Genomic DNA, 25,393 nt, shown 5'->3' on the forward strand with positions numbered 1-25,393 from the left:
CCGGACACGGGCCGACTCCGCGGCCCTGCCGGCTAGATCACGGCCGTCTCCGGCATGTCGCCGTCGTGCGTGGCGAACTGGGTGCGGTACAGCTCCGCGTAGCGGCCGTCCAGGGTCAGCAGTGTCTCGTGGGTCCCCCGCTCCACGATGTGCCCGTCCTCGACGACCAGGATCTGGTCGGCCGCCCGGACCGTGGACAGGCGGTGGGCGATCACGATCGCCGTCCTGCCCTCCAGCGCCTCGGTGAGCGCCTCCTGCACGGCAGCCTCGGAGGTGTTGTCCAGGTGGGCGGTGGCCTCGTCGAGGATCACGACCCGCTGGCGGGCCAGCAGCAGCCGGGCGATGGTCATGCGCTGGCGTTCGCCGCCGGAGAGCCGGTATCCGCGCTCGCCGACCACGGTGTCGAGGCCGTCGGGCAGGGACCGTACGAGGGCGTCGAGGCGGGAGCGGCGCAGCGCGTCCCAGAGCTCGTCCTCGGTCGCCTCGGGGCGGGCCAGCAGCAGGTTGGCCCGGACGCTGTCGTGGAAGAGGTGGCCGTCCTGGGTGACCATGCCGAGGGTCGCCCGCAGGGATCCCGCGGTCAGGTCGCGGACGTCGACCCCGCCGATGCGGATGGCGCCCTCGTCGACGTCGTAGAGGCGCGGCAGCAGTTGTGCGACGGTCGACTTGCCGGCGCCCGACGAGCCGACGAGCGCGACCGTCTGGCCGGGTTCGGCGCGGAAGGAGATCCCGTGCAGGACCTCGGCGCCGCCGCGGGTGTCGAGGGAGGCGACCTCTTCCAGTGAGGCGAGGGAGACCTTGTCGGCGGAGGGGTAGCCGAAGCGGACGTCCTCGAACTCGACGGCGACCGGGCCCTCGGGGACCGTGCGGGCGTCCGGCTTGTCCTCGATCAGGGGCTTCAGGTCCAGCACCTCGAAGACCCGCTCGAAGCTGACCAGCGCGCTCATCACCTCGACCCGGGCGCCGGCCAGCGCGGTGAGCGGGGCGTACATGCGGGTCAGCAGCAGCGCGAGGGAGACGACCGCGCCGGGTTCCAGGGTGCCGCGCAGGGCGAACCAGCCGCCGAGGCCGTAGACGAGGGCGAGGGCCAGTGCGGAGACCAGGGTCAGGGCGGTGATGAACACCGACTGGGCGGTGGCCGTGCGCACCCCGATGTCGGCCACCTGACGGGCGCGGGCCGCGAACTCCACGGACTCCTGTTCGGGGCGGCCGAACAGCTTGACCAGGGTGGCGCCGGGTGCGGAGAAGCGTTCGGTCATCCGGGTGCCCATGGCCGCGTTCAGGGTGGCCGCCTCCCGCTGCATCCGGGCCATCCGGCTGCCCATGCGGCGGGCCGGGATCACGAACACGGGGAGCAGGGCGAGCGCGAGCAGGGTGATCTGCCAGGACAGGGTGAGCATCACCACAAGGGTCAGCAGCAGGGTGACCAGGTTGCTGACCACGCCGGACAGGGTGTTGCTGAAGGCGCGCTGGGCGCCGATGACGTCGTTGTTGAGACGGGAGACGAGCGCTCCCGTACGAGTGCGTGTGAAGAACGCGACCGGCATGCGCTGCACATGATCGAACACAGCCGTGCGCAGATCGAGGATGAGTCCCTCCCCGAGCGAGGCCGACAGGCGCCGGGCGAGGATGCCGAGCGCCGCCTCGGCGACCGCGATCAGCGCGATCAGCAGGGCCAGACGTACGACCTCGCCCTCGTCGTCGCCCGACACGATCGCGTCCACGACCTTGCCGGCCAGCACGGGCGTGGCGACGGCGAGCAGCGCGGTCGCCACCCCGAGCAGGACGAAACGGGCGATTCGCGTGCGATGCGGACGGGCGAACGCGCCGATGCGGCGCAGCGTCGCGCGGGCGAACGGACGGCGCTCCTGCTCGGCGTTCATGACACTGTGAAGCTGTGTCCAGGCTGTGGTCTCCATGCTCATGGGAGAGAACCTAGGACCTCAAGCGTTGTTGAGGTCAATGCCCGGACCAGTTCCGTCCGACCGAAGGATTCGATGAGCGCACGTAAGACCCTGGCCCCGCTTCCGCAACCCGCAGTTGGCGCGGCGGGGGGAACGTCTCCCGGTGTGACCGCGGTAGAACTCCCCCCGGGACGCCCTCTCCAGCGCCTCCCCGTCCACCGTATCCGTGTCCGTGTCCGCAAGATCCTGTGTCTGGTGCCGCTCCTGCTCGTCACCGTCGTGGCCGTGCGTCACCGGTCCGTGCTCGCCGAGGGTTTCGGACATCTGCGGCACGCCGAGTGGCCGTGGCTCGCCGCCGCGGCCGGTGCCACCTGTCTGACCTGGGTGGCGGCCTCCTTCACCCGGCAGGGCGCCGTGGTGCAGCGGCTGCCCAGACGGCGGCTGCTGGCGACGCAGTTCGCGGCGGGCGCGGCCAACCACCTGCTGCCGACGGGCCTCGGCGCGAGCGCGGTCAACCTGCGCTTCATGACCGTGTGCGGGGTGCCGCTCGCGCGTTCCTCGGCCGCGCTGGCCCTGTACCTGCTGGCGGAGTCGGTCGGCCGGCTCACCCTGCTGGCCGCGCTGTTCGTCGCCTTCCCCGACGCGCTGCACCTCGGCGCGCTGCTGCCGGACGCGGCGGTCGGTCCGCTGCTGCTGGGGCTGGGCGCGGTCGTGGTGGTGGCCGTGGGTGTCCTCACCGGGGTCCGCCGGGTCCGTACGGCCGTGGGCTCCTTCCTGCGGACCGCGCTGTGCGAGGCACGCTCGGTGCACTCCCGGCCGTCCCGGGCCCTCGCCCTGTGGGGCGGTTCGCTGGCCTTCCCCGCCCTCCAGGCGGCCGGGCTCGCCGCGGTGGGGCAGGCGCTGGGGCTGTCGGTGCCGCCGGTGCACATGGCTCTCGCCTACCTCGCGGCGACCTGCGCGGTGGCGCTGGTGCCCACGCCGGGCGGGGTGGGCTCGGTGGAGGCGGCGCTGGTGGTCGCGCTGGTGGCGGCGGGCGGGCCGGCGGCCGTGGCCACGGCGGTGGTGCTCGCCTACCGGATCATCACGGTCTGGGTGCCGCTGGTGCCGGGGGCGCTGACGCTGGGTGCGCTGGTGCGGCTGAAGGTGATCTGACCGGCCGTCCGAAACGAGGCGGTCCGGCACGGTGCCAAGTACGAACTCCCGTGTCGGATACGGCAGGATGAGCGGTCGCGTCGGCCACGGAACGCCCACAGGACCGGCGCGTTCGCACGTCCCGCAATTTCGAACAGGTGGCAATGTGACGGCATTCAAACGGGATCTCACCATGGACGACCTGGTCGTCGCCGGTATCGCCGTGGCGGCGGGCCTCGTGACGGCGTTCCTGCTGCGCATGCTGCTCAAGTGGCTGGGCAAGCACGCGGACCGCACCAAGTGGGGCGGTGACGACGTGATCGTTGCGGCGTTGCGGACCGTGGTGCCGTCGGCCGCGATCGCGGGTGGCGTCGCCGTCGCGGCGGCGGCCCTGCCGCTGACGTCGGCGGTCCAGCGGACCGTCAACCAGGTCCTGACCGTGCTGCTGATCTTCGTCGTCACGGTGGCGGCGGCCCGGCTGGTCGCCGGGCTGGTGCGGACGGTCACCACGTCCCGCTCGGGGGTCGCCGGTTCGGCCACGATCTTCGTCAACATCACCCGCGTGCTGGTCCTGGCGATCGGCTTCCTGGTGGTGCTCCAGACCCTCGGCATCTCCATAGCGCCCCTGCTCACCGCGCTGGGTGTCGGCGGTCTCGCGGTGGCGCTGGCCCTTCAGGACACCCTCGCCAACCTCTTCGCGGGCATCCACATCCTCGCGTCCAAGACCGTGCAGCCCGGCGACTACATCCGGCTGAGCAGCGGGGAGGAGGGCTACGTCGAGGACATCAACTGGCGTCAGACCACGGTCCGCGCGCTCTCCAACAACCTGATCGTCGTCCCCAACGGCGAGCTCGCCAAGACGAACATGACCAACTTCATGCGTCCCGAGCAGCAGTTGACGATCCTGGTCCAGGTCGGGGTGGCCTACGACAGTGACCTCGAGCATGTGGAGCGGGTCACCTGCGAGGTGGTCACGGAGGTCATGACCCGGGTCGAGGGCGCGGTACCGGAACACGAACCGCTGGTGCGCTTCCACACCTTCGGCGACTCCAGGATCGGCTTCACCGTGATCCTGGGCGTCGGGGAGTTCAGCGACCAGTTCCGGATCAAGCACGAGTTCATCAAGCAACTGCACCGCCGCTACCGCGAGGAGGGCATCCGCATCCCGGCCCCGACCCGAACGGTGGCCATCCAGCAGGGCACGCTGTCGATCCCGCACCAGCGAACCGGAGACCCCTCGAACGAACCGGACACGCTGTCACCGGGTCGGCTCGACTAGGTCAAGCGTCTGGCATGGGGCCGGTGTCCGGACGGGTCGGGCTCGGAGAGCGTGGCCCGACTTCCGGACAGCACGACTCCGCAACCCGCGACACCGCAGCCCCGCCCGGGCGGCGAAGGAGGGGCTGGGGTGGTGTCGCGGGCGTGGACTGCGTTACAGGGTCGCCGAGTTGTCGTGCGGGGTGCTCGGGCGGTTCTGTGGGGTGCGCAGGGACGTGGTCGCGGGGGTGACCGTCCAGTCCGGGTGGCCCGGCATTCTGGGGGTCTTCGTGCCGTAGAGCCAGTCCCGCAGGAAGCCGGACTGGTCGGTGCCGGAGATCTCGGAGGCGACGGCGATGTAGTCGGCGGTGGAGGCGGAGGCATTGCGGAAGCGGGCGAGGAAGGTGGACTCGATCGCGGTGAAGACCGTCTCGCCGACCTGCTGGCGCAGCGCGTACAGGACGAGCACACCGCCGAGGTAGCGCTGGCTGTCGAAGAGGTTGGCCGCGTTCGGGGCGGCGACCGGGCCGGAGGACTTCCGCCACTGGTCGCCGCGCGCGTACGTGTCCTTCATGCGCGCTTCCATCGTGGTGAGGCCGAGGGAGTCGGTCCAGCCGCGCTCGTACCGGTACAGCAGGCCGTAGAAGTCGGCGTGGCCCTCGTTGAGCCACAGGTCCGACCAGGTGGCGGGGCTGACGCTGTTGCCGAAGTAGGAGTGGACCAGCTCGTGCATCATGTGCGAGCCGATGCTCTTCTCCGCCTGGAGCAGGAAGTTCGGCTTGTACAGGGTGAGGGTCTGGGTCTCCAGGCCCGTGAAGTCGAAGGCGGTCGAGGAGTCGTTGTTGCAGGGCAGCAGGCCGTACGTCTCGAACGGGAAGGCACCGAGCCGCTGCTCGATCCAGCTCACCAGGTTCGGGGTGAGGGCGAGCGCCGGCTCCAGGGCGGTGGCCCGGGCCGTCGGGACGACGTCCCGGAGCGGGAGTCCGTGCGGCCCCTGCCGTTCCTTGATCACGTAGTCGCCGACCGTGATCTGCACCAGCTCGGTGGCCATCGGCTCCCGGGACGCGTAGCAGTACGCGGTACGCCCGTCGCCGAGGTCCTCCGTGCCGATCAGCCGGCCGCTCGCGACGCCCTTCAGGCCCGCCGGGACGGTGACGCGGACGGTGAAGTCCGCCTTGTCCGAGGGATGGTCGTTGCACGGGAAGACCGTGTGCGCCGAGTTCGGCTGGGGGCAGACGGCGAAGCCGTCCGGGGTGGGCACCCAGGCGGTGTGCGCGAGCGTGCGGCGCGGGTCGGCGCCGTAGGCCACGACGACGGTCGTCGACTCCCCCGCGGGCAGCGTGGCGGCGGGCGTGATCCGCAGTTTCTCGCCCGCCTGCTCGAAGACGGCCGTCTCGCCGCCCACGGTCACGGTGCGTATGTCCAGGCCCAGCGCGTCCAGGGAGAAGCGGCTCAGCTCCTGGGTGGCGGTGAGGGTCAGCGTCGCGCTCGCGTCGACGAGCCGGGTGCCGGCGTCGTACGCGAGGTCGAGGCCGTAGGCGGAGACCCGGTAGCCGTCGTTGCCGAGGCTCGGGTAGACGGAGTCCCCCAGGGTCTCCGGGCCAGGGGTGCCGGTCTCCGGGTCCGCCTGCGCCGGGGAGGCGTCCGCGTGCGCCGGGGAGGCCAGGGACAGGGCCGCCACCGTGCCGAGCAGGGCTGCCGGGGCCGTCACTCTGGAGCGATATCTCATGGTCCGCTTTCGTCGGGCGGCCGGCTGGTCGGGTCCGGCCGTCGGATGAGTGTGATCAACCTGCATGACCGCAAGATCGGACGCTTGAGTTGCCTCAGCGGATGCACAGGTTCTCGGACAGCGTGCCCGGACCCCTGTCGAGCCGCGCCGGATCACGAGATATCTTGATGTCGAGCAATGTTGCAGACGTGGAGCGGAGCACCCGGTGACTGACTCGACCATCATCTATACGCACACTGACGAGGCCCCGGCCCTGGCGACGTATTCCTTCCTGCCGGTGGTCAAGGCGTACGCCTCGCAGGCGGGTGTCTCCGTGGAGACGCGGGACATCTCGCTGGCCGGGCGCATCATCGCCGTGTTCCCGGAGTACCTGACCGAGGACCAGCGGATCCCGGACGCCCTGCACGAGCTGGGTGAACTGGCGAAGACGCCCGAGGCCAACATCATCAAGCTGCCGAACATCTCGGCGTCGATCCCGCAGCTCAAGGCCGCCGTCGCCGAGCTCCAGGCCCAGGGCTACGCGCTGCCGGACTACCCGGACGACCCGAAGACCGACGAGGAGCGGGACATCCAGGCCCGCTACGACAAGGTCAAGGGCTCCGCCGTGAACCCGGTCCTGCGCGAGGGCAACTCCGACCGGCGCGCCCCCGCCTCGGTCAAGAACTACGCCAAGACCCACCCGCACCGCATGGGCGCCTGGTCCTCGGACTCGAAGACCGACGTGGCGACCATGGGCGTGGACGACTTCCGCTCCACCGAGAAGTCCGTCGTGATCTCCGAGGCCGGTTCGCTGAAGATCGAGCTGGTCGGCGACGACGGCTCCACCACCGTGCTGCGCGAGTCCGTACCGGTCCTCGCGGGCGAGGTCGTCGACGCGTCCGTCCTGCACGTGGCCCCGCTGCGCGAGTTCCTGACCGCGCAGATCGCCCGCGCCAAGGCCGAGGACGTACTGTTCTCCGTGCACCTCAAGGCCACGATGATGAAGGTCTCCGACCCGATCATCTTCGGTCACGTGGTGCGCGCGTTCTTCCCGAAGACCTTCGCGCAGTACGGCGCCACGCTCGCCGCCGCCGGTCTGACCCCGAACGACGGTCTGGGCGGCATCTACAAGGGCCTGGAGTCGCTCCCCGAGGGCGCCGAGATCAAGGCTTCCTTCGACGCCGAGCTCGCCGAGGGCCCGGCGCTCGCGATGGTCGACTCCGACAAGGGCATCACCAACCTGCACGTGCCGTCCGACGTCATCGTCGACGCCTCGATGCCGGCCATGATCCGCACCTCCGGCCACATGTGGGGCCCGGACGGCCAGGAGGCCGACACCCTCGCGGTGCTCCCGGACTCCTCGTACGCCGGTGTCTACCAGGCCGTGATCGAGGACTGCCGGGCCAACGGCGCCTACGACCCCTCGACCATGGGCTCGGTGCCGAACGTCGGCCTCATGGCGCAGAAGGCCGAGGAGTACGGCTCCCACGACAAGACCTTCGAGATCGCGACCACGGGCACGGTCCGCCTCGTCGACCAGGCCGGCAACGTCCTGATCGAGCAGACGGTCTCGGCCGGCGACATCTTCCGCGCCTGCCAGACCAAGGACGCGCCGATCCGCGACTGGGTGAAGCTGGCCGTCACCCGCGCCCGCGCCACCGGCAGCCCGGCCGTGTTCTGGCTGGACGAGACCCGCGCGCACGACGCCAACCTGATCGCCAAGGTCAACACCTACCTCGCGGAGCACGACACCGAGGGCCTGGACATCCGGATCCTCAACCCGGTCGAGGCGACCAAGCTGTCGGTGGAGCGCATCCGCCGCGGCGAGGACACCATCTCGGTGACGGGCAACGTCCTGCGCGACTACCTGACCGACCTGTTCCCGATCCTGGAGCTGGGCACCAGCGCCAAGATGCTGTCGGTCGTGCCGCTGATGGCGGGCGGCGGTCTCTTCGAGACCGGCGCGGGCGGTTCCGCGCCCAAGCACGTCCAGCAGCTGGTCAAGGAGGACTACCTGCGCTGGGACTCGCTGGGCGAGTTCTTCGCGCTGGTCCCGTCGCTGGAGCAGTACGCCGACTTCACGGGCAACTCCCGCGCCAAGGTCCTGGCCGACACCCTGGACCGCGCCACGGCGACCTTCCTCAACGAGGACAAGTCCCCGACCCGTCGCGTCGGCGGCATCGACAACCGCGGCAGCCACTTCTACCTGTCCCTGTACTGGGCCCAGGAGCTGGCCGCGCAGACCGAGGACGCGGACCTCGCCAAGGCCTTCGGCCCGTTCGCCGAGGCCCTCGCGGCGAACGAGCAGAAGATCGTCGAGGAGCTGAACTCCGTCCAGGGCAAGCCGGCCGACATCGGCGGCTACTACCAGCCCGACCCGGCCAAGGCCGCGAAGGTCATGCGCCCGTCCACCACGTGGAACGAGACGCTGACGTCCCTGAGCTGACGCCAGCCCCTACGGGCCCAGCTGCCTGCCCTCCGCCCCGGTCGACTTCGGTCCGACCGGGGCGGAGGCGGTCCCGAGGGGTGCCGGAGCCGGATGGGTGCCCCAGGGGCGCGGGGCTGTATCGATGTGCGGCTCCGCCGCGTGGGCGCGACCAGCCACAACGGACCCGCACCCGCCCGACAAGAAGACCCGGCACCCCCGTAGGCGCCCGGCCCAAGCCCAGCGCAGCGCAACTCACCAGTCCCGAGTCGCGATCAGTTCCTCCACGTCCGCGTCCTCGAAGCCGTAGCTCCGGGCGATGAACCAGAACTCCTCGGCTATCTCCTCGCGGGCCACGGTCTCGATGTCGAAGCCGTCGTCCTGGAGGTCGTTGAACTCCTCGGTGGCCGCCTGCGTCAGGACGTACAGCGCGGCCAGGTCGGCGGGCCGCTCGGCCTCGATACGGGCGCACAGGCGCAGCAGGATCTCCTTGCCGAGGTCCACCGCGCGGTCGGGGTACCAGCCGTCGCGGTAGAGCGCGTCGAGGAACGGGTGGGCGGCCACCCGCTGGTCGTCGATGTTCATGCTGAGATGGTGCACCACACCACTGACAACGCCCCGGGAGCTGCCGTATGTCCTCGTTCGACCTCCTGCCCGGTGCCGGGGAGTCGCCGGTGATCCTCCATGTGCCGCACTCCGCGCGGGAGATGCCCGCCGAGGTGCGGGCCGGGATCGTGCTGGACGATCTCGCGCTGGAGCGGGAGCTGGACCACATCGTCGACGCGCACACGGCGGAGCTCGCCGAGCTGGCGGCCGGGCTGGCCGGCAGGACCCCGTGGCGGTTCGTGAACCGGCTCTCCCGGCTCGTCGTCGATCCCGAGCGGTTCCCGGACGAGCGGGAGGAGATGCTCGCCGTGGGGATGGGGGCCGTGTACACCAGGACCACGGGGCGGGAGCCGCTGCGGGCCGCGGACACCGACCCGGAGCCGCTCGTCGACCGCTGGTTCCGGCCCTACGCCCGGGCCATGACCGAGGCCGTCGCCGCGCGGCTCGCGGCCGTCGGGCGGGCCGTCGTCATCGACGTGCACTCCTACCCCAGCGCGCCCCTGCCGTACGAACTCCACGGCGGGGGACCGCGGCCGCGTGTGTGCCTGGGGACCGATCCCTTCCACACGCCGCCCGCGCTGGTCGCCGCGGCGCGGGAGGCGTTCGGGGAGGTCGGGCTGGACAGCCCGTTCAGCGGGACGTACGTGCCGCTGGAGTTCTACGGCCGTGATCCCCGGGTGAGTGCCCTGATGGTGGAGATCCGCCGGGACACGTACATGACCGAACCGGGCGGCCCGGCCGGACCGGGTCTGAACCGGCTCGCGCGGGCACTGGCCGCGCTGGTGGACGCCGTGCACTGACCCCCGCCCGGAGCGCATCCGCGCCCGGCCTGCCCGGCACCGGGTCCGGCCCGGTGCCCGGTCCGGCCGCCGGACCACGCGCTGAACAGGCGGTTCACACCGTCAGCCAGTCCGTGACGATCACCTCTTCGCCGGTTCGCAGGCGCAGGGCGAACGGGCCGGTCGGGGGCGCCTCGCAGGTGAAGCGCCCCAGGTCGTCGGTGGTGAGCGGTGCGCCCGGCCGGGGGCCGCTGAGCACCTCGATGCGGGCCGGCCGGGGCGGCAGCACCTGGCCCATCAGGCCCTGCGCGGTGAGTTCGACGTCGACCGTCACCTCGCCCGCGTGGAAGGTGAGCATCCGGGGTGCCGCCGCCGCTCCCCGCACGGGAAGGGCGTCGACCACCGAGTCGAAGGACAGCTCGGCGATACGGCTGTCCAGGTCGTGCAGCGCGAACGCCTCGACGGCGATCTGCCGCAGGGCCGCCGGCACGGGGTCCAGGATGGCGGTGGCCTGCCGGAGCTCCTCCTCCAGCAGGTCCTGGGCCAACTCCTCGTCGGGCAGGGTCTCTTCGGAGAAGAGGTCGTCGTCGCTCATACCGCCCCCCGGGCTTCGAGCCGCGCCCGCAGCCGCCTCAGACAGCGCTGGCGCAGAGGTCCGATGCTGCCCACCGCGATCCCCAGGGAGGCGGACACCTCCTGGTAGCCGGGTTTCGGGGAGGCCATCAGGATGCGCAGCAACTGCCGGCAGCGGTCGCCGAGTTCCTCGAACTCCTGCCACAGGCGCCGCACGCGTTCGCTCTGCGCGGCGGCCTCCTCGGAGTCGATGAGGGACTGCTCGGGCGTACGGTCCTCGCTGATCCGGTCCAGCAGTTGCGGATCGTCCGTGACCGTCAGCCGCCTTAAGCTCTTGAGCACCTTCAGGCACTCGTGGCGCGCGGTGCTGGCCAGCCAGGACTTGGCCTTGTCGGGTTCGCGGATCCGCCCCAGGTGCTGGGCGAAACGGAACCAGACGGTCTGGTACACCTCGTGCGCGTCGGCGTCGGAGAGCCGGTGCGCGCGCACCACCGACCACACCAGCGGGCTCAGCCCCTCCACGAGCGCCTTCCAGGCCGCCGCGTCGCCGTCGACGGCGGACTGGACCAGCCCACCGACATCTGCTCGGTCCACGGTCCCACCCCTCGTGTACGGCAAGTCATCGTACGCCGTGGAAGGGACCGCTCCGGCCCTCATGCGCCCACCGGGCGCTGCACCACCGGCACCGGACGCCAGCCGGCCGGCCGCAGCGCCGGGACGTGCGCCCCGCGCACTTCGGCGAACTGGGTGTTACCGGCAAGGAGTTGACTCCGGGCGGCGCGCGGGTCGGTCTCCTTGTTCGCGGTCATGTGGGCGGCGACCAGACCGGCGACGACCGGGGTGGCGAAGGAGGTGCCGCTCCAGTGCGCGTACCCCTCGAACATCACCTGGTCCGGCTTGACGGTGCCGCCGTCCTCGCTCAACACCCCGACGTGGGACGGGGACTGGCAGGTGCAGACATAGGTGAAGCCGTACCGGCAGGCCTCGTAGGTGGAGTGCTGGTAGGCGTACGGCACCGGTGCGTCGAAGCCGGTGAGGGCGCTGGTGAGGCGCTCGCCGGGGGCGTAGACCTTCACCCAGGAGCCGTGGTTGGAGAAGCAGGCGCCGAATTCGCCGTCGCCGCGCAGCGCGCCGACCGACAGGACGACGTCCCGGTAGTCGGGCAGGTCGGCGTAGGCGGCCGGCCAGAAGGGGCTGGCGCTGGCGTTGTTGCCGGCGGCGGCGACCAACAGGGTGCCGTGGGCGCGCAGTTCCTGCATGAAGGCGTCCATGCCGAGCAGTCCGTCGGTGCGGCCGTTGGAGGTGCCCGCGGACAGGCTGATGATGGCCGGCCAGCCGTCGGCGACCGCCTCGAAGAGCCTGTCGCCGAGCTCGGACTCCAGGATGGCGCCCGCGTCGTTGAGGGTGTTGCGGACGGTGATGTCGGTGTTCGGCGCGACGGCCGCGAGGACACCGGCGATGAAGGTGCCGTGGCCGACGTACTGGAGGAGGGTACCGGCCGCGTCGGTCTCGGTGCCGTGCAGGTCGCCGTCGACGTGGGCGAGCAGCGGGACGAGCGCGTGGTCGTGGGTGAGGCCGTTGTCGACGACGAGCACGCCCACCGCGGTGTCGGGGTCGTAAGCCGCCTCCGCCGGGGCCGGGTTGGTGCCCTGGCTGAGGGAGGCGGGCACCGGTTCGTCGCCGGGGCAGGAGTTGACGGCGATCGACACCACGTGGTTGCGGCTGACGATCCGGCGCCCGGCGCGGCCCTCGCGCTCGCTCATGGCGCGCAGTGCGTGGGTGACGGCGCGGTCGCCGCGCCGGTCGCCGTGGCCCGGGTCGCCGACCTTGATGCGGGTGATGCCCGAGCGGTTGGTCTCGGGGCTGTCCCGGCGTACGTGGTCGCCGGTCAGGCCGGTCGCCGCGGTGAAGTGGGTGCGCACGGTCTCCTCGACGAGCGCCGCGTCGTGGCCGTCCCGGGCGAGGACGACACCCTTCTCGTAGATGAACTCCGAGGCGTCGTCGGGCCCGAGGGCCAGGGGGACACCGGGCATGGAACGCTGGATCTGGTCGAACTGCTCGTGGAATCGCTGAGGTGCCATGGCGTGTCCTCCCACTGGGCGGCGGTCGTCAGTCAGAGCCGCGGGACCGGTGATTGATACAGCGCCGAACCGGTGTGGCCCGCCACCCGTGCCACTACCATCCTTGGAGTGACAGCGGGAAGCGACTCGGTTCTCGAACTTCTGCCGATGGTGTTCGCCGCCCCCAACCAGGCGCTGGCGAGGGCAGAGGAGGTACTCGGCTCGGATCCCTCACCGCTGCACGCCTCCGTGGCCCACCAGGTGATCGGGATCTGGCAGCGGGACTGGGGCGACATGCGGATCGCCCTGGACCATCTGCGCCGCGCCCGTGATCTCGCGGCGCGCTCGGAGTCGGCCGACCGGGAGGCGGACGTGCTGGCCGCGCTCGGGGTGGCGCTGGTGCACGCGGGCCGCACCCGGCAGGGGCTGGCGGCGCTGGAGCGGGGGGTCGAGGTCTCCGGCGGGCACACCCGCGCCCGCGTGCTGTTCCGGCGGGCCTACGCGTCCTGGGTGCTGGGGCAGCACAAGGCGGCGCTGGAGGACGTACGGCGGGCGATCCCGGTGCTGCGGCAGGCCGAGGACGTGATCTGGACCGCGCGGGCGCTGACCCTGCGGGCGACCGTGCATCTGGCGCTCGGCGCGGTGGACCGCGCGGACGCCGACTTCACGGCGGCCGAGGCGCTGTGGGACACCACGGGCCAGGAGCACGACAAGGCCGACGCGGTGGAGAGCCGAGGCCTCGCCGCCTACCGGTCGGGGGACGTCCCGGCCGCGCTGCGGCTGCTGGACGAGGCGCAGGAGCGGTACGCCAAGCTCGGCACACCGACGTTCATGCTCACCGTGCGGCGCTGCGAGGTCCTGATGGCGGCGGGGCTCGCCCGGGAGGCGCTGGCGGAGGCGGACGCGGCGATCAAGGTCCTCGACGGCATCGGCGGACAGTCGACGCTGAAGGCGGAACTGCTGCTCGCCGCCGCGCGGGCGGCCCGGGTCGAGGGGGACGCGCACACCGCGATCGCCCGGGCCGACCTGGCGGTACGGCTGTTCGCGGGGCAGCGGCGCTCCTGGTGGGAGACGCATGCCCGGCTGGTGCTGATCGAGGCGCGGGTCGCCGCGGGGCGCGGGTCGGGACGGCTGGTCGCGGACGCGGCGGCGGTCGCGGAACGGCTGGCCTCCTTCGGGGCGCCCGCCGCCCCCGAGGCCTCGCTGCTGGCGGGCCGGATCGCGCTGGACCTGGGGTGGCGCGAGGACGCCCGGCGGCATCTGGAGGTCGCCGCGCGCAGCAGGCACGGCGGGCCGCCGCTGGCACGGATGACGGGCTGGGCGGCCCGGGCGCTGTGGGCGCGGGCCATGGGCTCCGACCGGCGGGTCCTGGAGGCCTGCCGCCGGGGTCTGGACGTGCTCGACGACCACCGGACGACCCTGGGCGCCTCCGAGCTCAGGGCCCGGGCCACCGCCCAGGGCGCGGAGCTCGCCGCGCTGGCCGCGCGGGCCTCGCTCGCCTCGGGCGGACCGCGCCGGCTGCTGGTGTGGAGCGAGCGCTGGCGGGCCACCGCGCTGTCCGCCCCGCCGACCCGCCCACCGGCCGACCCCGGGCTGCTCAGCGATCTCACCGCGTTCCGGGAGATCGCCGCCCGTGCGGAGGCGGCCCGGATGGAGGGGCGGCCGGTGCCGGCGCTGGAGCGTGAACAGCGGCGCCTGGAACGGGAGATCCGCTCCCGCACCCACCACATCCGCGGCGACGCCCCGGGGGACGGCTACCGCTTCGACCCGGCCGACCTGCTGGAACGGCTCGGTGAGGACGTACGGCTGGTCGAACTGGCCGTGCTGGACGGACGGGTGCAGGTGCTGCTGTGCGGGCGGGGGCGGGTGCGGCGGTTCGAGGGCGGGCTGCTGGCCGACGCGGAGCGCGAGGCGGAGCACGTCCAGGCGGGGCTGCGACGGCTCGCCCACCCGGGTGCGGAGGCGCGGCGTGCGGTGGTGGAGGCGGCGGGGCGGCGGCTGGAGGAGCTGCTGCTGGGCCCGGCCGCGGCGCAGCTCGGCTCCGGGCCGGTGGTGGTGGTGCCGCCGGGGCGACTGCACCGGGTGCCGTGGGCGCTGCTGCCGTCGCTGCGGGAGCGGGTGTTCAGTGTGTCGCCGTCGGCGAGCAGCTGGCTGCGGGCGCACGGGACCGCGCCGCCGGCCGGCGGACGCCAGGTCCTGGTGCGCGGGCCGGGGCTTGCGACGGGCGGCGCCGAAGTCCCCGAACTGGCCGGACGCCACGGTTCCGCGACCGTCCTGGAGTACGACGAGGCGCGTGTGCCGCGGGTGCTGGAGGAACTGGACGGGGCGGCGCTGGCCCATATCGCGGCGCACGGTACGTTCCGCGCGGACAGTCCGTTGTTCTCCTCGTTGCGGATGGCGGACGGTCCGCTGATCGTCCATGACTTCGAGCGCCTCGACCGCAGCCCGTACCGGATCATCCTGTCCTGCTGCGACACGGCCCGGTTCGCCTCGGTCGGCGCGGACGAACTGCTCGGCCTGGTCACCGCGTTGCTGCCGCTCGGCACGGCGGGGGTGGTGGCGTGCAGTGCGCCGGTCAACGACGAGGCGGTGGTGCCGTTGATGCTCGCGCTGCACAAGGGACTCGGTGCGGGGGCGTCGATGGCGGAGGCGTTGCGGGACGCGCGGGCCGCGCTGCCGGGGGACTCGGTGCATCAGGCGACGGGGTGGGCGTTCTCGGCGTTCGGGGCGGCGTAGTGCCTGCCCGTGGTGTGAGGGGTGGGACGGCCTGACCCCTCCCCCGAATACTGGGGGTCAGACCGCCCCGGTTCGTGTCCGGCTCAGGCCGGTTGTGGTTCGGGCAGCTCCACCAGGCACGGCAGTGCGTCGCGGTCGCTCGCGCCGAGGCGGGTGTAGGCGCCGTAGAGGTGGTTGCCGACGGTCCGGACCGACAGGGTGAGCTTCTCCGCGATCTGGCGGTTGGTGAGCCCGGCGGCGGCGAGGGTGACGATCTGCCGCTGACGGGCGGTGAGTTCGCCGAGGACCATCCCGGCCAGGGCCGGGGTACGGGCGCCCTGGCAGCGGCGGGCCAGCGCGACGGCCCGGGTGCGGGAGGTGCGGGCCGCGCCGGGGTCGCGGTGCGCCTGCGCCGCCTGGGCGTAGGCCTCCGCAGCGAACAGCAGGAAACCGCGCTCCTCCAGCGTCCGGGCCGCACGGTCGAGGGCGGGTCCGTCTCCTTGGGCGAGCGCGTCGGCGTGCGCGGCGAAGACCCCGGTCAGCCGGCCGGCGGCCCGTTCGGGCGCACCGAGGCGGACGGCGTCGTACGGCTCCGCACCGACCGCGTCCAGAGCGGCTCCGAGATCACCCCGAGCGGCGGCCCGCCAGACGGCGGCATCGGCTGAGGAGGGCGTAGGGGTTCCGCCTGAGGTCTGCCCGTCCGCTTGTGTGCCCGACTGGGCCGTGCACAGGGCGAGTTCGAGGTGGCAGGGGTGGTCCTCGGGGGTGGTGCGCAGGCCCTCTCGGGCCCAGGAGGCGGCCTCGCGCAGTTGTCCGCGCAGGCGGGCGAAGCGGGCTCGTACGGCGGCGTGCGGGGCCGGGATGCCGATGCCCTCGGTCACGAGCCACTCCCCCACCGGCGCCGGCACGGCCCGTACGTCCGTCCCGGCGATGGCCCGCGCCAGGGTGCCGGTTTCGGTCTCCAGGGCGGCCGTGCGGTCGGACGGGGTGCGGGCCAGGCGGCGGGCCCTGAGGCGTCCGGCCACCGACCGGAGCACCGGGCCGTGGAGGGGGTGGGCGAGGCGGGCGGTGCCGTGGTCGTCGATGTGGACCAGGCCGTCGGCTTCCAGGGCCTCGAGCGCGTCCAGGTCGAGCGTGTCGGCGTCCACGGGGAGCGGCTCGCCGAACGCCAGGCGGTCCAGGGTCTCGCGCTCACCGGGTCCCGTGCGGGCGAGAAGGTCCGCGGTGCGTTCGCGTACGGTCGCGGTGACCGGCACCGGGCCCCGCCACTCCCACTCGCCCGAGTCGGGGACGCGTGACAGGAGCCCCTGCTCGCGCACCGCGCCCACCAGTTCCCGCAACAGCCGCAGATCGCCCTGGCAGAGCCGGTGCAGCCGGTCGACGGTGAGGGCGTCCAGGCCGCCCGCACCGGCCGCGAGCAGCTGCGCGGTGTCCTCGCGGGGCAGCGGCTCCAGGTCGAGGCGCGGCAGGAGCTCTGCGGTCCACAGTCGGGTGATCGCTTCCGGTGCCCGGGTGCCCTCGGTGGCGACAACCAGGAGCCGGGTGCGGCCGTGCACGGCGAGCTGGTGGACCAGGGCGGCCGAGGCGTCGTCGAGCAGATGGGCGTCGTCGACCAGCAACAGCCGTACGCCTGACAGCAGATGGACCGCGCGGTGCAGGGACACGGTGTCCGGGAGCAGGTGGGCGAAGGCGGCGAACGGGAGGCCGCGGGTCTCGGGCGTCCCCGTCGCCCGCGCGCAGTCGGTGCCGCGTACGGCCTCCGTGACCAGCCGGGTCTTGCCCCGCCCCGCCGGGCCGGTGACCACGATGCCGTGCCGGCCGCCGGCCAAGGACCCGCGGATCAGCTCGAGTTCGTCCTGGCGCCCGGTGAACGGCCAGGGCGGCCGCAGGCCTGTCGCGTCCCGTTCGAATGTCGTCACGGAAGCAAGAGCACCGCTACTCAGGTCTGATACAGGGGGACTTGAGCAGCCCCCGACTCAGGCGCCCCCGGAGGCCCGACGGCAAGGTGGGACGCATGACCGCTCGCTACTGCTCCCTCGCGCAGCAGTCGGCTCCGGTGTTCGCTCCGGGGCTGGCCGCCGAGCGGCTGAGCGCGCTCGTCGGCGGCGGCCGGATGTGGGTCAACAGCACGGTCCTGCACTACTGCTTCTTCGACGGCGACTCCGACGGGTCGGTCATTCCTGTTCCGGGGACCGGGCAGAACCGCCGGGTGTCGTGGGTGGGCGCCAAGGAGCAGCGGGACGTGGTGCGCGAGTGCTTCCAGGAGTGGCAGGACCTCGGGGTGGGGGTGCGTTTCACCGAGGTCGGCGACCGTTCGGAGGCCGAACTGCGCATCGGGTTCCAGCTCGGCGACGGATCCTGGTCGACCGTGGGCAGGGACGCCCTGCGGGTCGGGGTGAACGAGCGCACCATGAACTTCGGCTGGGACCTGACCGCGCCCGGGGAGCGCGGGACGGCCCTGCACGAGATCGGGCACGCGCTCGGCATGCTGCACGAGCACCAGAGTCCGTTCGCCGGGATCCACTGGGACGAGGAGGCCGTCTACGCCGATCTGGCGGGCCCGCCGAACCATTGGAGCCGGGACCGGACGTTCTTCAACATCCTGCGCAAGCTCGACCCGGACGAGGTCAACGGCTCCGTCTGGGACCCGCAGTCGATCATGGAGTACCCCTTCGGGGCGGGGCTGATCCTGGAACCGGAGCAGTTCCGCGCGGGCCTCAACCCGCCCGGCACCCTGTCGGCCGCCGACAAGGAGTACGTCCTGCGCTGGTATCCGCCGACCGAGCCGGTCCGGCCGCCCGCGCTGGTGCCCTTCCGGTCCGCGCCGCTGGGGCTCGGGCCGGGCGGGCAGGCCGACTTCACCGTGGAACCGCCGGAGACCCGCGAGTACACCGTGGGCACCTTCGGTGACGCCGACACCGTCGTGGTGGTCTTCGAGGAACGGGACGGAGAAGCCCGCTACCTCTGCGGCCACGACGACGGGGGCACCGCCCGCAACGCAACGCTCAGGGCCCGTCTCGTCAAGGGCCGCCGCTACTTCGTCCGTGTGCGCCTGTACTCCGCGTGGGGTTCGGGGGAAACCGCGGTCATGTGCTGGTGAGCCGGCACGTACGGACCGCACACGGACGAGGCTGGACCACTGTCCGGCGCCGGGGGAACGGCCGGTGCTCGTCGCCTTCGGGGGAGGGAGACGAGCACCGGCCACGCGGCGTTCGGGGCGGAGCTCCGGCTGCGAGAGTGGCGGCATGCTGATCCATCTCCGGGTCGACACCATCGAACAGGCGGTCGTCCGCTCCGGGCCGGCGCGGCATGCGGTAGGCCCTGTGGCCTACGTCGTGGGGTACGCCCTGACCTAGGAGCAGCCGCCGCAGTGGCACACCGTGATCGTCGAGCCGGTCAATCAGCTGGAGCCGAGAGGCTCGCTCGCCCCGCTCGTCGAGGCGTCCCTCAGGGCAGATCGCGGGTGAAGACCACCCGGGGGCGGCCTGGGCCGTCGTAGTCCTCGACCAGGTGGTCCTGGAAGCCGAGGCTGCGGTGGAAGGCGAGGGAGCCCGTGTTCGCGGGCGAGGTGATCGCCTTGAGGCGGAGCGCGCCCTGGCCGCGGGCGGCGGTGGTGAAGGCCTCATAGAGGGTACGGCCGAGGCCGGTGCCGCGGGTGTCGTCGCGGATCGCGATCAGATGGACGTAGCCGGTGCGGTCGGGGGTGACGAAGCCGAAGAGGTAGCCCCGGATGCCGTCGTCGGCGCGGGCGACCAGGCAGGTCGAGCCGAACTCCCGTACCAGCGCGGTCAGATGGAGCGCCCGCAGATCGCGCTCGCCCCAGTAGCGGGCATGGTCCGCGAGGACCTGGTGGAGGTCGCTCACGTCGGCGCGGTTGATAAGGACAGCCATGTGCCGATCATGGCACGAGGCCGCCGGTACCAGTGGCGGGCGCTCACGCCTCCAGGAGCCTGCGCTTCTGCTCCTCGAACTCGGCCTCGGTGAGCACGCCTTGGGTCTTCAGCTCGCCCAGCTGCTTCAGCTGTTCGATCTTGGCGCTCATGTCGGGAGCCGGAGGAGCAGCCGCCGGCTGCTGGGAGTAGGACGGGGGCGGGGGCGCCTGGGATTCCTGCTGGGCCGCCCATCGCCCTTGCTGTCGGCGGTTCACCCGGTTCGACACGGCGGTCGCCGTTCCGGCGACGACGGCCGTGCGCGCGACCCCGCGGAGGAGACCTGGCATGACTGTTTCCCTTCGATCCATCAACCTTCAGTCGGCGGTCTCGGTCGCGTCGAGGGCCGCGACGAGCGCGGGGACCGGGATCCGGCCGGAGGCGACCATCCGGGCCCCGCCGCGGCGCAGGGCGGCGGCAAAGGGTGCGGCCCATCGGTTCTCGTAGAGCAGGATGCCCGCCGAACAGCCGGGTTCCAGCGCCTTGGCGGCTTCGTCGATGTCGTCCTGGCCGAGGAGCCCCGACGAGGCTCCCTCGAAGACGGCGAGGTCGAGCCGGCCGTCGCCGTCGAAGTCGGTGATCTCCATTCCGGCCACCGAGCCGTCGTCGTCCTTTCTGATGAAGACCAGGTCCAGGATCCGGATGATGCCCCGGTCCACGAGATCGACGAGGAGGGGGAGGCCCTCGCCCGTCATCCGGTTGCCGGGGAACTCGACGACCAGATAGTCGACGGGGCCCACGTCTTCGAATTCGTCGCTCACGGCGTCACCTCTGGTGCTCGTGGCTGCTTCCCCCGGAACTCCGCTGAGCCCATTGCATCACCGCAGCGTGGCCCTCGCACCTCGGTGCGCCGTTCACCCGTCCGGAGCACCAGGATCGCGCGCTGCACGGAAGCCGTCTGTGCTGGTGTCCATGAACGCTAGCGGTGACGAACAGCTCTCGGGCGACGAGCGCGGCGAACTGGCCGAACTGAGGAAACGGGTTCACGCCCTGGAGAGCGGCGGACCACCCCGCGCGGCGCGGCACCACCCGTTCCGCTCGCTCGGCTCGGTCCTGCTGATCCTGCTGGCCGCGCTGCTGGCCATGCTCTCCGTCGTGGCGGTGTGGGCGAACAGCATCGTCCAGGACACGGACCGCTACGTGAAGACCGTCGGCCCGCTGGCGAGCGACCCGGATGTGCAGAAGGCGGCCACCAACCGGATCACCACCGCCGTCCTGGCCCAGATCGACGTGGACGCTCTGGTGAAACAGCTCACCGACGCGGCCTCGGCGAAGGGGGTGCCACCGCAGGCGGCCAAGCTGCTCGGCAACCTGGACGGCCCGATCGAGAGCGGGCTCAAGCAGCTGGTCAGCGGCACCGTGGAGCGGGTGGTCACCAGCAACGCCTTCGAGACGGTCTGGGTGAACGGCAACCGCAGGGCGCACGCGGCGCTGGACAAGGCCCTGACCGGCCAGACCGACGACAGCACGGTCAAGGTGGACAACGACCAGGTCGTCGTCGACCTGGGTCCGATCGTCGCCGAGGTCAAGGACCAGCTGGTCGCCGCCGGCTTCACGCCCGCCGCCAAGATCCCGGCCGTGCACACGAACTTCGTGGTGTTCCAGTCGAAGGACCTCGGCAGGATCAGGTCCTACGTGAGAGTGCTGGAGCTCCTGGGCGGCTGGCTGCCGGTCATCGCGCTGCTGATCGCGGCCGCGGGGGTGTACGTCGCGTTCAACCGACGGCACGCGCTGATCGGGGCTGCCCTGGCGGTCTTCGTCGCCATGCTGATCCTCGGGATCGGCCTGACCGTCTTCCGTGACGTCTACCTCAACCATCTGCCGTCCAGTGTCTCCGAGGCCGCCGCGGGATCCGTGTACGACGCCCTGGTCAAGTTCCTGCGCGCCGGTATCCGGGCCCTCGCCGCGGTCGCCCTGTTCACCGCGGCCGGGGCCTTCCTCGCCGGGCCGTCCCGGGTCGCCGTCGTCACGCGTACCGCCTGCCGCAGGAGCATCGGCGCGCTGCGTGACGTGACGACCTCGGCGGGCCTTCGGCTCGGGGCCGTCGGGCGGTTCGTCCACCGCTTCAAGCGTTGGATCGGGGTGGTCATCCTGGTGGTCGCGGCGATCGTTCTGTTCACCTGGACCTACCCCACCACGGCGGTCGTGGTGTGGACGGCGGTGATCACGTTGGTGGCCTTCGCGATCCGGGAGTTCCTGGACCAAGACGGCTCCACGCCGTCCGCCGGCCCGGACGCCGGGGCAGCGGCCGCGCACTGACCCGGCTCGCCGGGCGAACCGTCCTTGCGAACCTCACCCGTCACGGGTGATCACCTGCGCCGGATCACTCCCGATGCTCGCAGGTGAGGCACTGACTGCTGCCTCTCACCGGGGAAAGAGGAATCGATCATGGCCACACCCACGACGCACCGCCGCTCGGAGACCGCCCAGGCCGCCGCCGGCGGACTGACGGTGTTCGCCGCTGTCCTGCTGTTCATCGCCGGTGTCCTGGATCTCTTCCGGGGCATCATGGCCATCGCCGACGACAACGTGTTCGTGAGGACACCCAACTACGTCTTCAAGTTCGATCTGACCAGCTGGGGCTGGATCCAGCTGGCCCTCGGAGTGATCGCCATGTGCGTGGGCGCGGGTCTCTTCACACGCGCCACCTGGGCCCGGGTCGTCGGGGTCGGCATCGCGGGGCTGGCGATCATCGCCAACTTCCTGTCACTGCCCTACTACCCCTTCTGGTCGCTCACCCTGATCGCGATGTACGGCTTCGTCATCTGGGGCCTGTGCACCGTGCGTCGGGACCGCTGAGCGGCATACCGGTCGCCCCCGAGCCGGGGCGCTGAACCCGGGAGGACCCATCGCCGCACCGACGCCGGAAAGCGGCTCCGAACCCGCTGCGCGGAGTCAGCCGCCGGAAGCCGACCTGCTGAGGACCATGCTGGGCCGGCCGGAGTATCGCAGGGCCCTGGTCTTCTGCGGCCTGATCGGTGTTCCGGTGGCGCTGATCGCCTTCTGGTTCCTTGTGGCGGTCCATCAGCTGGAGCAGCTGATCTGGACGGACTGGCCCAAGGACCTGGGCTGGGAGAAGGCTCCCTGGTGGTGGGCGCTTCCCCTGCTCACGCCGGCCGGTCTCGTGGTCGGCGTGGTCGCCGCCCGCTTTCCGGGCCGGGGCGGGCATGTGCCCGCCGGGGGCCTGCACTCGGGTGGCATCACGAGAAAGGCGCTGCCCGGCGTCCTGATCGCCGCTCTGGTCGGTCTGCCGCTCGGAGCAGTGCTGGGGCCCGAGGCACCGCTGATCGCCATGGGCGGCGGGCTGGCACTTCTCTTCGCGCACCTGGTCCGGGCGCCGGAGACCGACGCGAGCGCAGCGCTGCTGAGTGCGGCCGGGGCGGCGGCCGCCGTCTCCGCGCTCTTCGGGAATCCGATCGTGGGCGCGGTGCTGCTGATCGAGGTGGCCGGGGTGGGCGGCCCGCAGCTGTTCGCGGTGATGCTGCCCGCACTGCTGGCCAGCGGGGTGGGCGACCTGATCTTCACCGGCTTCGTCCGCTGGACCGGCTTCGAGACGGGGAGCCTGGACATCGGCCTGCCCACACCTCCGCCGCTCGACTGGCCGGATGTGCTGTGGGCGCTGGTGCTGGCGCCCGCCCTCGCGTTCCTCGTCCACGGGGCGTTCGTCGGCGGACGCTTCGCGGCGCGGTTCACAGCGACCCGGACGGTCCGCCGCACCGTCCTCTGCGCGCTGGCCGCGGCGGTCTGCATCACCCTCTACGCCGTCGCCACGGGCCGCTCGCCCGCCGAGGCGGCCCTGTCGGGAGAGTCCGCCCTCTCCGAACTGGCGCAGGATCCGCACGCCTGGCCGGTGGGGGCACTGATCGCGGTGCTGGCCCTCAAGGGCCTGGCGTACGCGCTGTGTCTGGGCAGTCTGCGCGGTGGTCCGGTCTTTCCGGCCCTGTTCCTGGGTGGGGCGGCCGGGGCGCTGCTGGCGCCGCTGCCCGGTCTGGGGCTGGTGCCGGCGATGGCGGTCGGCATGGCGGCCGCGGTGACCGCGGCTCTCCGCCTGCCCGTGAGCAGCGTCGTCCTGGTCGTGCTCCTGCTGGGCAACGTGGACACGGTGGCGCTGGTGGTGCTGGCCGCGGTCATGTCCTTCGTGCTGGTCCAGCGGCTGCCGCAGGGCCCGGCCGTCCCTGCGGCGGGTGAGCGGCCGACCGGCCGGACGCCGAACTGACGCGTAGTCCGTGCCGAGCCGTGCCAGGGAGTCGTCCAGCGCGGAGAGGAGGTGCCCGCGCGAGCCGTCGACGCGGCGGTCCGGGTCGGGCACGCTGCCCGCCTTCGTGGAGATGACCAGGTCCCGGCGCGGGACCAGGCCGTCCGTGAGGGCGCCTTGTGCGGGTCGTCACGGTGGTGAGCTGCCGCGCGGAGCGCCCTTCTGCGGCGGGGTCGGCGCGTCAGGGGAGCCCAGACGGCGGACGGCCCAGGGTTCGCGGGCGATGACCGCGCCGGTCGTCAGGCACAGGGTCGCGACCACGCACAGCGTGATGAGCCAGGACAACAGCGTGAAGACGGCACCCAGGGAGCCGTACTTCTCCAGACTGTGGTTGAGCGCCCGGGGGACGTACAGCGAGGCGGTGGAGGTGACGACGGTCATGGCCGCCCCGGTCAGCAGCGCACCCGGCAGCAGCGGACGCCAGGGCACGCGCGCGACCAGCAGCAGATGCTGCGTCCACCACCAGATGGCGACCTCCGCGATCAGCAGCAGCGGCACGCCGAGCCACAGGCCGAGGCCGAAGCCGTTGCGCAGGCTCCCCTGTACGGCGAACATGGCCAGCCAGGTCGCGATCCAGGCGAGCCAGCGCCAGGCGGCCACCCGCGCGCTCGCCTTGGGCAGGCTCCAGGCCCGCTGGCACAGCCGCTGCATGGCGCGGCTGCACGCGGTGGCCGACAGGAGCACCATCAGCCCGCCGACGACACCCGTGGTCTGGCGCAGCTCGTCGGACGGTTGGCCCGTGCCCTGGACGGCCTTCTTCAGCTCGGCGTTCGCGCTTCCCGTCAGTCCGAAGGCGTCGTGCAGGGACGCGACGAACTGGTCGCGCAACCACTGCGGGGCGATGGAGGCCACCACGAACAGCAGCGGGACGGCGGTGAGGAACGTCTGGGCGGCGAGCCGGGTCGCGGAGTCGAACACGTTCACCGAGATCAGGTGCGACAGCAGACGTGTGAGCACGGGGAACTGGTTCTCGGTCCGGGTGCGCAGGTCCATCAGCCGGGATCCCGTCGAGGCGGCGCGCTCCCGCAGTGCCGCCCAGCGGGAGGGACGGCCCGGGCGCCTTCTTCCGGTCCCTTTCCCTGGCTGCATGCTGCCAGGGTGCCGCTGCCGCGACCGCGTGGCCTCGGCAGGTGTACAACACAGGGCCGGATGGGCCAAGAAACTCGCGCGAATGGTGCGGCGCGGGACGGACGGGGAGACTGGAGGCATGGTCGAACGTCGAGCCGTGGCCGGACGCGCACTGCCGCGCGGGGGGCCGTGATGGTGCTCGACCTGGTGGTCATCGGTCTCGCGATCACCGTGTTCCCCCTGTCGGTGACCGCGTTCGTGCTGGTGCTGTCGACGCGTGGCGGGGTGTGGAAAGGGCTGGTCTTCATCCTGGCCTGGCTCGCCTGCTTCGTGGCCGTCATCGCCGCCGTACTGCTCACCACCGGCGGCAAACCGCCCGCTCCCCACTCCCCGCCCTCCACCGCCTCGTCCGCCGTGAAGCTGGCCATCGGCGTGGGACTCGTCGGATACGGCTGGTACCGGCACCGGTCCCGGCGCAGGAAGCGTGCGGGGGCCGCCCCTTCCTCGGGCCGACGGCACAAGTCCTCCGGCGGACTGATGGCACGACTCGACCGGATCTCCCTGTGGGCGGCGGCGGGGCTGGCTCCGCTGCTCCAGCCGTGGGGGCTCGTGGCAGCCGGCGCGGCGACGGTGGTCAGCGCGGACATGTCCCACGCCGCGTCCTATCTGGCCCTGTTCGGATATTGCCTCCTTGCCACGAGCAGTCTGCTGGCGATGGAGATCTACACGACGTTCGCCCCGGAGTCGGCCGGAGTGCGCCTGGACAAGCTCCGCGTCTGGATCACCACCCACCAGGAGCAGGCGCTGGTGGCCGTGGCCTTGGTGGCCGGATTGTTCCTGGTCAGCAGGAGCATCGCCCAGTTGACGTCCTGAGCCGTGCCGGACGGGGGAGACAGCGGCGGTGGCCGCATGTCGGAACAGCCGCTGTCGGCGCGGCGATGCGGCGGGCCGCGCCGCAGCGGTGGCGTACGGCAGGTCGATGG

21 protein-coding genes and 1 pseudogene are annotated in these 25,393 nt (G+C 72.2%); 10 read left to right on the forward strand and 12 right to left on the reverse strand.

Annotation, left to right across the window (positions count from 1 at the left end):
• Positions 1 to 32 precede the first annotated feature (32 nt).
• Positions 33 to 1,919 (reverse strand): ABC transporter ATP-binding protein, encoded by a 1,887-nt coding sequence (locus H295_RS0110195; protein WP_078616616.1) that lies wholly within the window; start codon positions 1,917 to 1,919, stop codon positions 33 to 35.
• 150 nt (positions 1,920 to 2,069) lie between these two features.
• On the opposite strand from H295_RS0110195, the gene H295_RS0110200 reads away from it, so the two are divergent.
• Both H295_RS0110200 and H295_RS0110205 read left to right on the forward strand, forming a co-directional pair.
• Positions 2,070 to 3,056: a lysylphosphatidylglycerol synthase domain-containing protein gene (locus tag H295_RS0110200; RefSeq protein WP_020135259.1), complete on the forward strand. Its 987-nt coding sequence runs from the start codon at positions 2,070 to 2,072 to the stop codon at positions 3,054 to 3,056.
• Between the two features lie 172 nt (positions 3,057 to 3,228).
• A complete protein-coding gene (locus tag H295_RS0110205; RefSeq protein WP_020135260.1) occupies positions 3,229 to 4,314 on the forward strand; it encodes a mechanosensitive ion channel family protein in 1,086 nt (361 codons plus the stop codon).
• A gap of 153 nt (positions 4,315 to 4,467) precedes the next feature.
• Here H295_RS0110205 and H295_RS0110210 read toward each other — a convergent pair whose 3' ends face one another.
• Entirely contained in the window at positions 4,468 to 6,021 is a 1,554-nt protein-coding gene (locus tag H295_RS0110210; RefSeq protein WP_043217347.1) for a M1 family metallopeptidase, read from the reverse strand.
• Between the two features lie 205 nt (positions 6,022 to 6,226).
• Between H295_RS0110210 and H295_RS0110215 the strand changes: the two genes are divergently transcribed.
• On the forward strand, positions 6,227 to 8,446 hold the full coding sequence (locus H295_RS0110215; RefSeq protein WP_020135262.1) for an NADP-dependent isocitrate dehydrogenase: 2,220 nt from the start codon (positions 6,227 to 6,229) through the stop codon (positions 8,444 to 8,446).
• Between the two features lie 234 nt (positions 8,447 to 8,680).
• Here the strand turns inward: H295_RS0110215 and H295_RS0110220 are convergent, their stop codons facing one another.
• Entirely contained in the window at positions 8,681 to 9,010 is a 330-nt protein-coding gene (locus H295_RS0110220; protein WP_028809229.1) for a DUF5713 family protein, read from the reverse strand.
• Between the two features lie 47 nt (positions 9,011 to 9,057).
• On the opposite strand from H295_RS0110220, the gene H295_RS0110225 reads away from it, so the two are divergent.
• On the forward strand, positions 9,058 to 9,831 hold the full coding sequence (locus H295_RS0110225; protein ID WP_020135264.1) for an N-formylglutamate amidohydrolase: 774 nt from the start codon (positions 9,058 to 9,060) through the stop codon (positions 9,829 to 9,831).
• Positions 9,832 to 9,925: 94 nt separating this feature from the next.
• Here the strand turns inward: H295_RS0110225 and H295_RS0110230 are convergent, their stop codons facing one another.
• Genes H295_RS0110230 through H295_RS0110240 form a run of 3 tightly spaced genes read right to left on the reverse strand, consistent with a single transcriptional unit; the run spans position 9,926 to position 12,464 of the window.
• The gene (locus H295_RS0110230; RefSeq protein ID WP_020135265.1) at positions 9,926 to 10,405 is read right to left on the reverse strand and encodes a hypothetical protein; all 480 of its coding nucleotides are present in this window, start codon (positions 10,403 to 10,405) and stop codon (positions 9,926 to 9,928) included.
• Complete coding sequence (locus H295_RS0110235; protein WP_020135266.1) at positions 10,402 to 10,977, reverse strand: RNA polymerase sigma factor; 576 nt, start codon at positions 10,975 to 10,977, stop codon at positions 10,402 to 10,404. The genes H295_RS0110230 and H295_RS0110235 overlap by 4 nt, the downstream gene beginning before the upstream one ends.
• A gap of 59 nt (positions 10,978 to 11,036) precedes the next feature.
• Entirely contained in the window at positions 11,037 to 12,464 is a 1,428-nt protein-coding gene (locus H295_RS0110240; protein WP_020135267.1) for a S8/S53 family peptidase, read from the reverse strand.
• A 147-nt stretch (positions 12,465 to 12,611) separates the two neighbouring features.
• On the opposite strand from H295_RS0110240, the gene H295_RS0110245 reads away from it, so the two are divergent.
• Positions 12,612 to 15,179 (forward strand): CHAT domain-containing protein, encoded by a 2,568-nt coding sequence (locus H295_RS0110245; RefSeq protein WP_020135268.1) that lies wholly within the window; start codon positions 12,612 to 12,614, stop codon positions 15,177 to 15,179.
• 83 nt (positions 15,180 to 15,262) lie between these two features.
• On the opposite strand, the gene H295_RS0110250 is transcribed toward H295_RS0110245, so the two are convergent.
• Positions 15,263 to 17,077 (reverse strand): helix-turn-helix transcriptional regulator, encoded by a 1,815-nt coding sequence (locus tag H295_RS0110250; protein ID WP_020135269.1) that lies wholly within the window; start codon positions 17,075 to 17,077, stop codon positions 15,263 to 15,265.
• Between the two features lie 95 nt (positions 17,078 to 17,172).
• Here H295_RS0110250 and H295_RS0110255 point away from each other — a divergent pair, with 95 nt between their 5' ends.
• A complete protein-coding gene (locus H295_RS0110255; RefSeq protein ID WP_020135270.1) occupies positions 17,173 to 18,258 on the forward strand; it encodes a M12 family metallopeptidase in 1,086 nt (361 codons plus the stop codon).
• Between the two features lie 347 nt (positions 18,259 to 18,605).
• Here the strand turns inward: H295_RS0110255 and H295_RS0110265 are convergent, their stop codons facing one another.
• From H295_RS0110265 to H295_RS0110275, 3 genes are read right to left on the reverse strand one after another with little or no spacing between them, the layout of a single operon-like run.
• Positions 18,606 to 19,049 carry a GNAT family N-acetyltransferase gene (locus tag H295_RS0110265; protein WP_020135272.1) on the reverse strand — a complete coding sequence of 148 codons (444 nt, stop codon included), beginning with the start codon at positions 19,047 to 19,049 and terminating at the stop codon, positions 18,606 to 18,608.
• 43 nt (positions 19,050 to 19,092) lie between these two features.
• The gene (locus H295_RS0110270; protein ID WP_020135273.1) at positions 19,093 to 19,377 is read right to left on the reverse strand and encodes an SHOCT domain-containing protein; all 285 of its coding nucleotides are present in this window, start codon (positions 19,375 to 19,377) and stop codon (positions 19,093 to 19,095) included.
• A 27-nt stretch (positions 19,378 to 19,404) separates the two neighbouring features.
• On the reverse strand, positions 19,405 to 19,848 hold the full coding sequence (locus tag H295_RS0110275; RefSeq protein ID WP_020135274.1) for a DUF6325 family protein: 444 nt from the start codon (positions 19,846 to 19,848) through the stop codon (positions 19,405 to 19,407).
• A 151-nt stretch (positions 19,849 to 19,999) separates the two neighbouring features.
• Here H295_RS0110275 and H295_RS0110280 point away from each other — a divergent pair, with 151 nt between their 5' ends.
• From H295_RS0110280 to H295_RS43060, 3 genes are all read left to right on the forward strand, one after another.
• A complete protein-coding gene (locus tag H295_RS0110280; protein ID WP_234021586.1) occupies positions 20,000 to 21,346 on the forward strand; it encodes a hypothetical protein in 1,347 nt (448 codons plus the stop codon).
• A 129-nt stretch (positions 21,347 to 21,475) separates the two neighbouring features.
• A complete protein-coding gene (locus H295_RS0110285; protein WP_020135276.1) occupies positions 21,476 to 21,886 on the forward strand; it encodes a DUF7144 family membrane protein in 411 nt (136 codons plus the stop codon).
• A gap of 127 nt (positions 21,887 to 22,013) precedes the next feature.
• On the forward strand, positions 22,014 to 23,303 hold the full coding sequence (locus H295_RS43060) for a chloride channel protein (RefSeq protein ID WP_020135277.1): 1,290 nt from the start codon (positions 22,014 to 22,016) through the stop codon (positions 23,301 to 23,303).
• Here the strand turns inward: H295_RS43060 and H295_RS46615 are convergent.
• Both H295_RS46615 and H295_RS43065 read right to left on the reverse strand, forming a co-directional pair.
• A pseudogene (locus tag H295_RS46615) lies at positions 23,298 to 23,459 on the reverse strand (aldo/keto reductase); the annotation flags it as partial. The gene H295_RS43060 and the pseudogene H295_RS46615 overlap by 6 nt on opposite strands.
• Before the next feature lie 12 nt (positions 23,460 to 23,471).
• The gene (locus H295_RS43065) at positions 23,472 to 24,431 is read right to left on the reverse strand and encodes a YhjD/YihY/BrkB family envelope integrity protein (protein ID WP_234021587.1); all 960 of its coding nucleotides are present in this window, start codon (positions 24,429 to 24,431) and stop codon (positions 23,472 to 23,474) included.
• A gap of 171 nt (positions 24,432 to 24,602) precedes the next feature.
• Between H295_RS43065 and H295_RS0110300 the strand changes: the two genes are divergently transcribed.
• Positions 24,603 to 25,283 (forward strand): GAP family protein, encoded by a 681-nt coding sequence (locus H295_RS0110300; protein WP_020135279.1) that lies wholly within the window; start codon positions 24,603 to 24,605, stop codon positions 25,281 to 25,283.
• Positions 25,284 to 25,393 lie beyond the last annotated feature (110 nt).

The sequence above is a fragment of the Streptomyces sp. 351MFTsu5.1 genome, from assembly GCF_000383655.1.
Taxonomy (GTDB): domain Bacteria; phylum Actinomycetota; class Actinomycetes; order Streptomycetales; family Streptomycetaceae; genus Streptomyces; species Streptomyces griseorubiginosus.

Excerpts from the sequence above, each read along its gene's own strand:
- H295_RS0110245 (WP_020135268.1), top strand. The coding sequence starts at position 12,612 with ATGGTGTTCGCCGCCCCCAACCAGGCGCTGGCGAGGGCAGAGGAGGTA.
- H295_RS0110210 (WP_043217347.1), bottom strand. The coding sequence starts at position 6,021 with ATGAGATATCGCTCCAGAGTGACGGCCCCGGCAGCCCTGCTCGGCACG.
- H295_RS0110255 (WP_020135270.1), top strand. The coding sequence starts at position 17,173 with ATGACCGCTCGCTACTGCTCCCTCGCGCAGCAGTCGGCTCCGGTGTTC.
- H295_RS0110195 (WP_078616616.1), bottom strand. The coding sequence starts at position 1,919 with ATGGAGACCACAGCCTGGACACAGCTTCACAGTGTCATGAACGCCGAG.
- H295_RS43065 (WP_234021587.1), bottom strand. The coding sequence starts at position 24,431 with ATGCAGCCAGGGAAAGGGACCGGAAGAAGGCGCCCGGGCCGTCCCTCC.
- H295_RS0110280 (WP_234021586.1), top strand. The coding sequence starts at position 20,000 with ATGAACGCTAGCGGTGACGAACAGCTCTCGGGCGACGAGCGCGGCGAA.
- H295_RS0110270 (WP_020135273.1), bottom strand. The coding sequence starts at position 19,377 with ATGCCAGGTCTCCTCCGCGGGGTCGCGCGCACGGCCGTCGTCGCCGGA.
- H295_RS43060 (WP_020135277.1), top strand. The coding sequence starts at position 22,014 with ATGCTGGGCCGGCCGGAGTATCGCAGGGCCCTGGTCTTCTGCGGCCTG.
- H295_RS0110265 (WP_020135272.1), bottom strand. The coding sequence starts at position 19,049 with ATGGCTGTCCTTATCAACCGCGCCGACGTGAGCGACCTCCACCAGGTC.
- H295_RS0110240 (WP_020135267.1), bottom strand. The coding sequence starts at position 12,464 with ATGGCACCTCAGCGATTCCACGAGCAGTTCGACCAGATCCAGCGTTCC.
- H295_RS0110225 (WP_020135264.1), top strand. The coding sequence starts at position 9,058 with ATGTCCTCGTTCGACCTCCTGCCCGGTGCCGGGGAGTCGCCGGTGATC.
- H295_RS0110230 (WP_020135265.1), bottom strand. The coding sequence starts at position 10,405 with ATGAGCGACGACGACCTCTTCTCCGAAGAGACCCTGCCCGACGAGGAG.
- H295_RS0110300 (WP_020135279.1), top strand. The coding sequence starts at position 24,603 with ATGGTGCTCGACCTGGTGGTCATCGGTCTCGCGATCACCGTGTTCCCC.
- H295_RS0110285 (WP_020135276.1), top strand. The coding sequence starts at position 21,476 with ATGGCCACACCCACGACGCACCGCCGCTCGGAGACCGCCCAGGCCGCC.
- H295_RS0110205 (WP_020135260.1), top strand. The coding sequence starts at position 3,229 with ATGGACGACCTGGTCGTCGCCGGTATCGCCGTGGCGGCGGGCCTCGTG.
- H295_RS0110220 (WP_028809229.1), bottom strand. The coding sequence starts at position 9,010 with ATGAACATCGACGACCAGCGGGTGGCCGCCCACCCGTTCCTCGACGCG.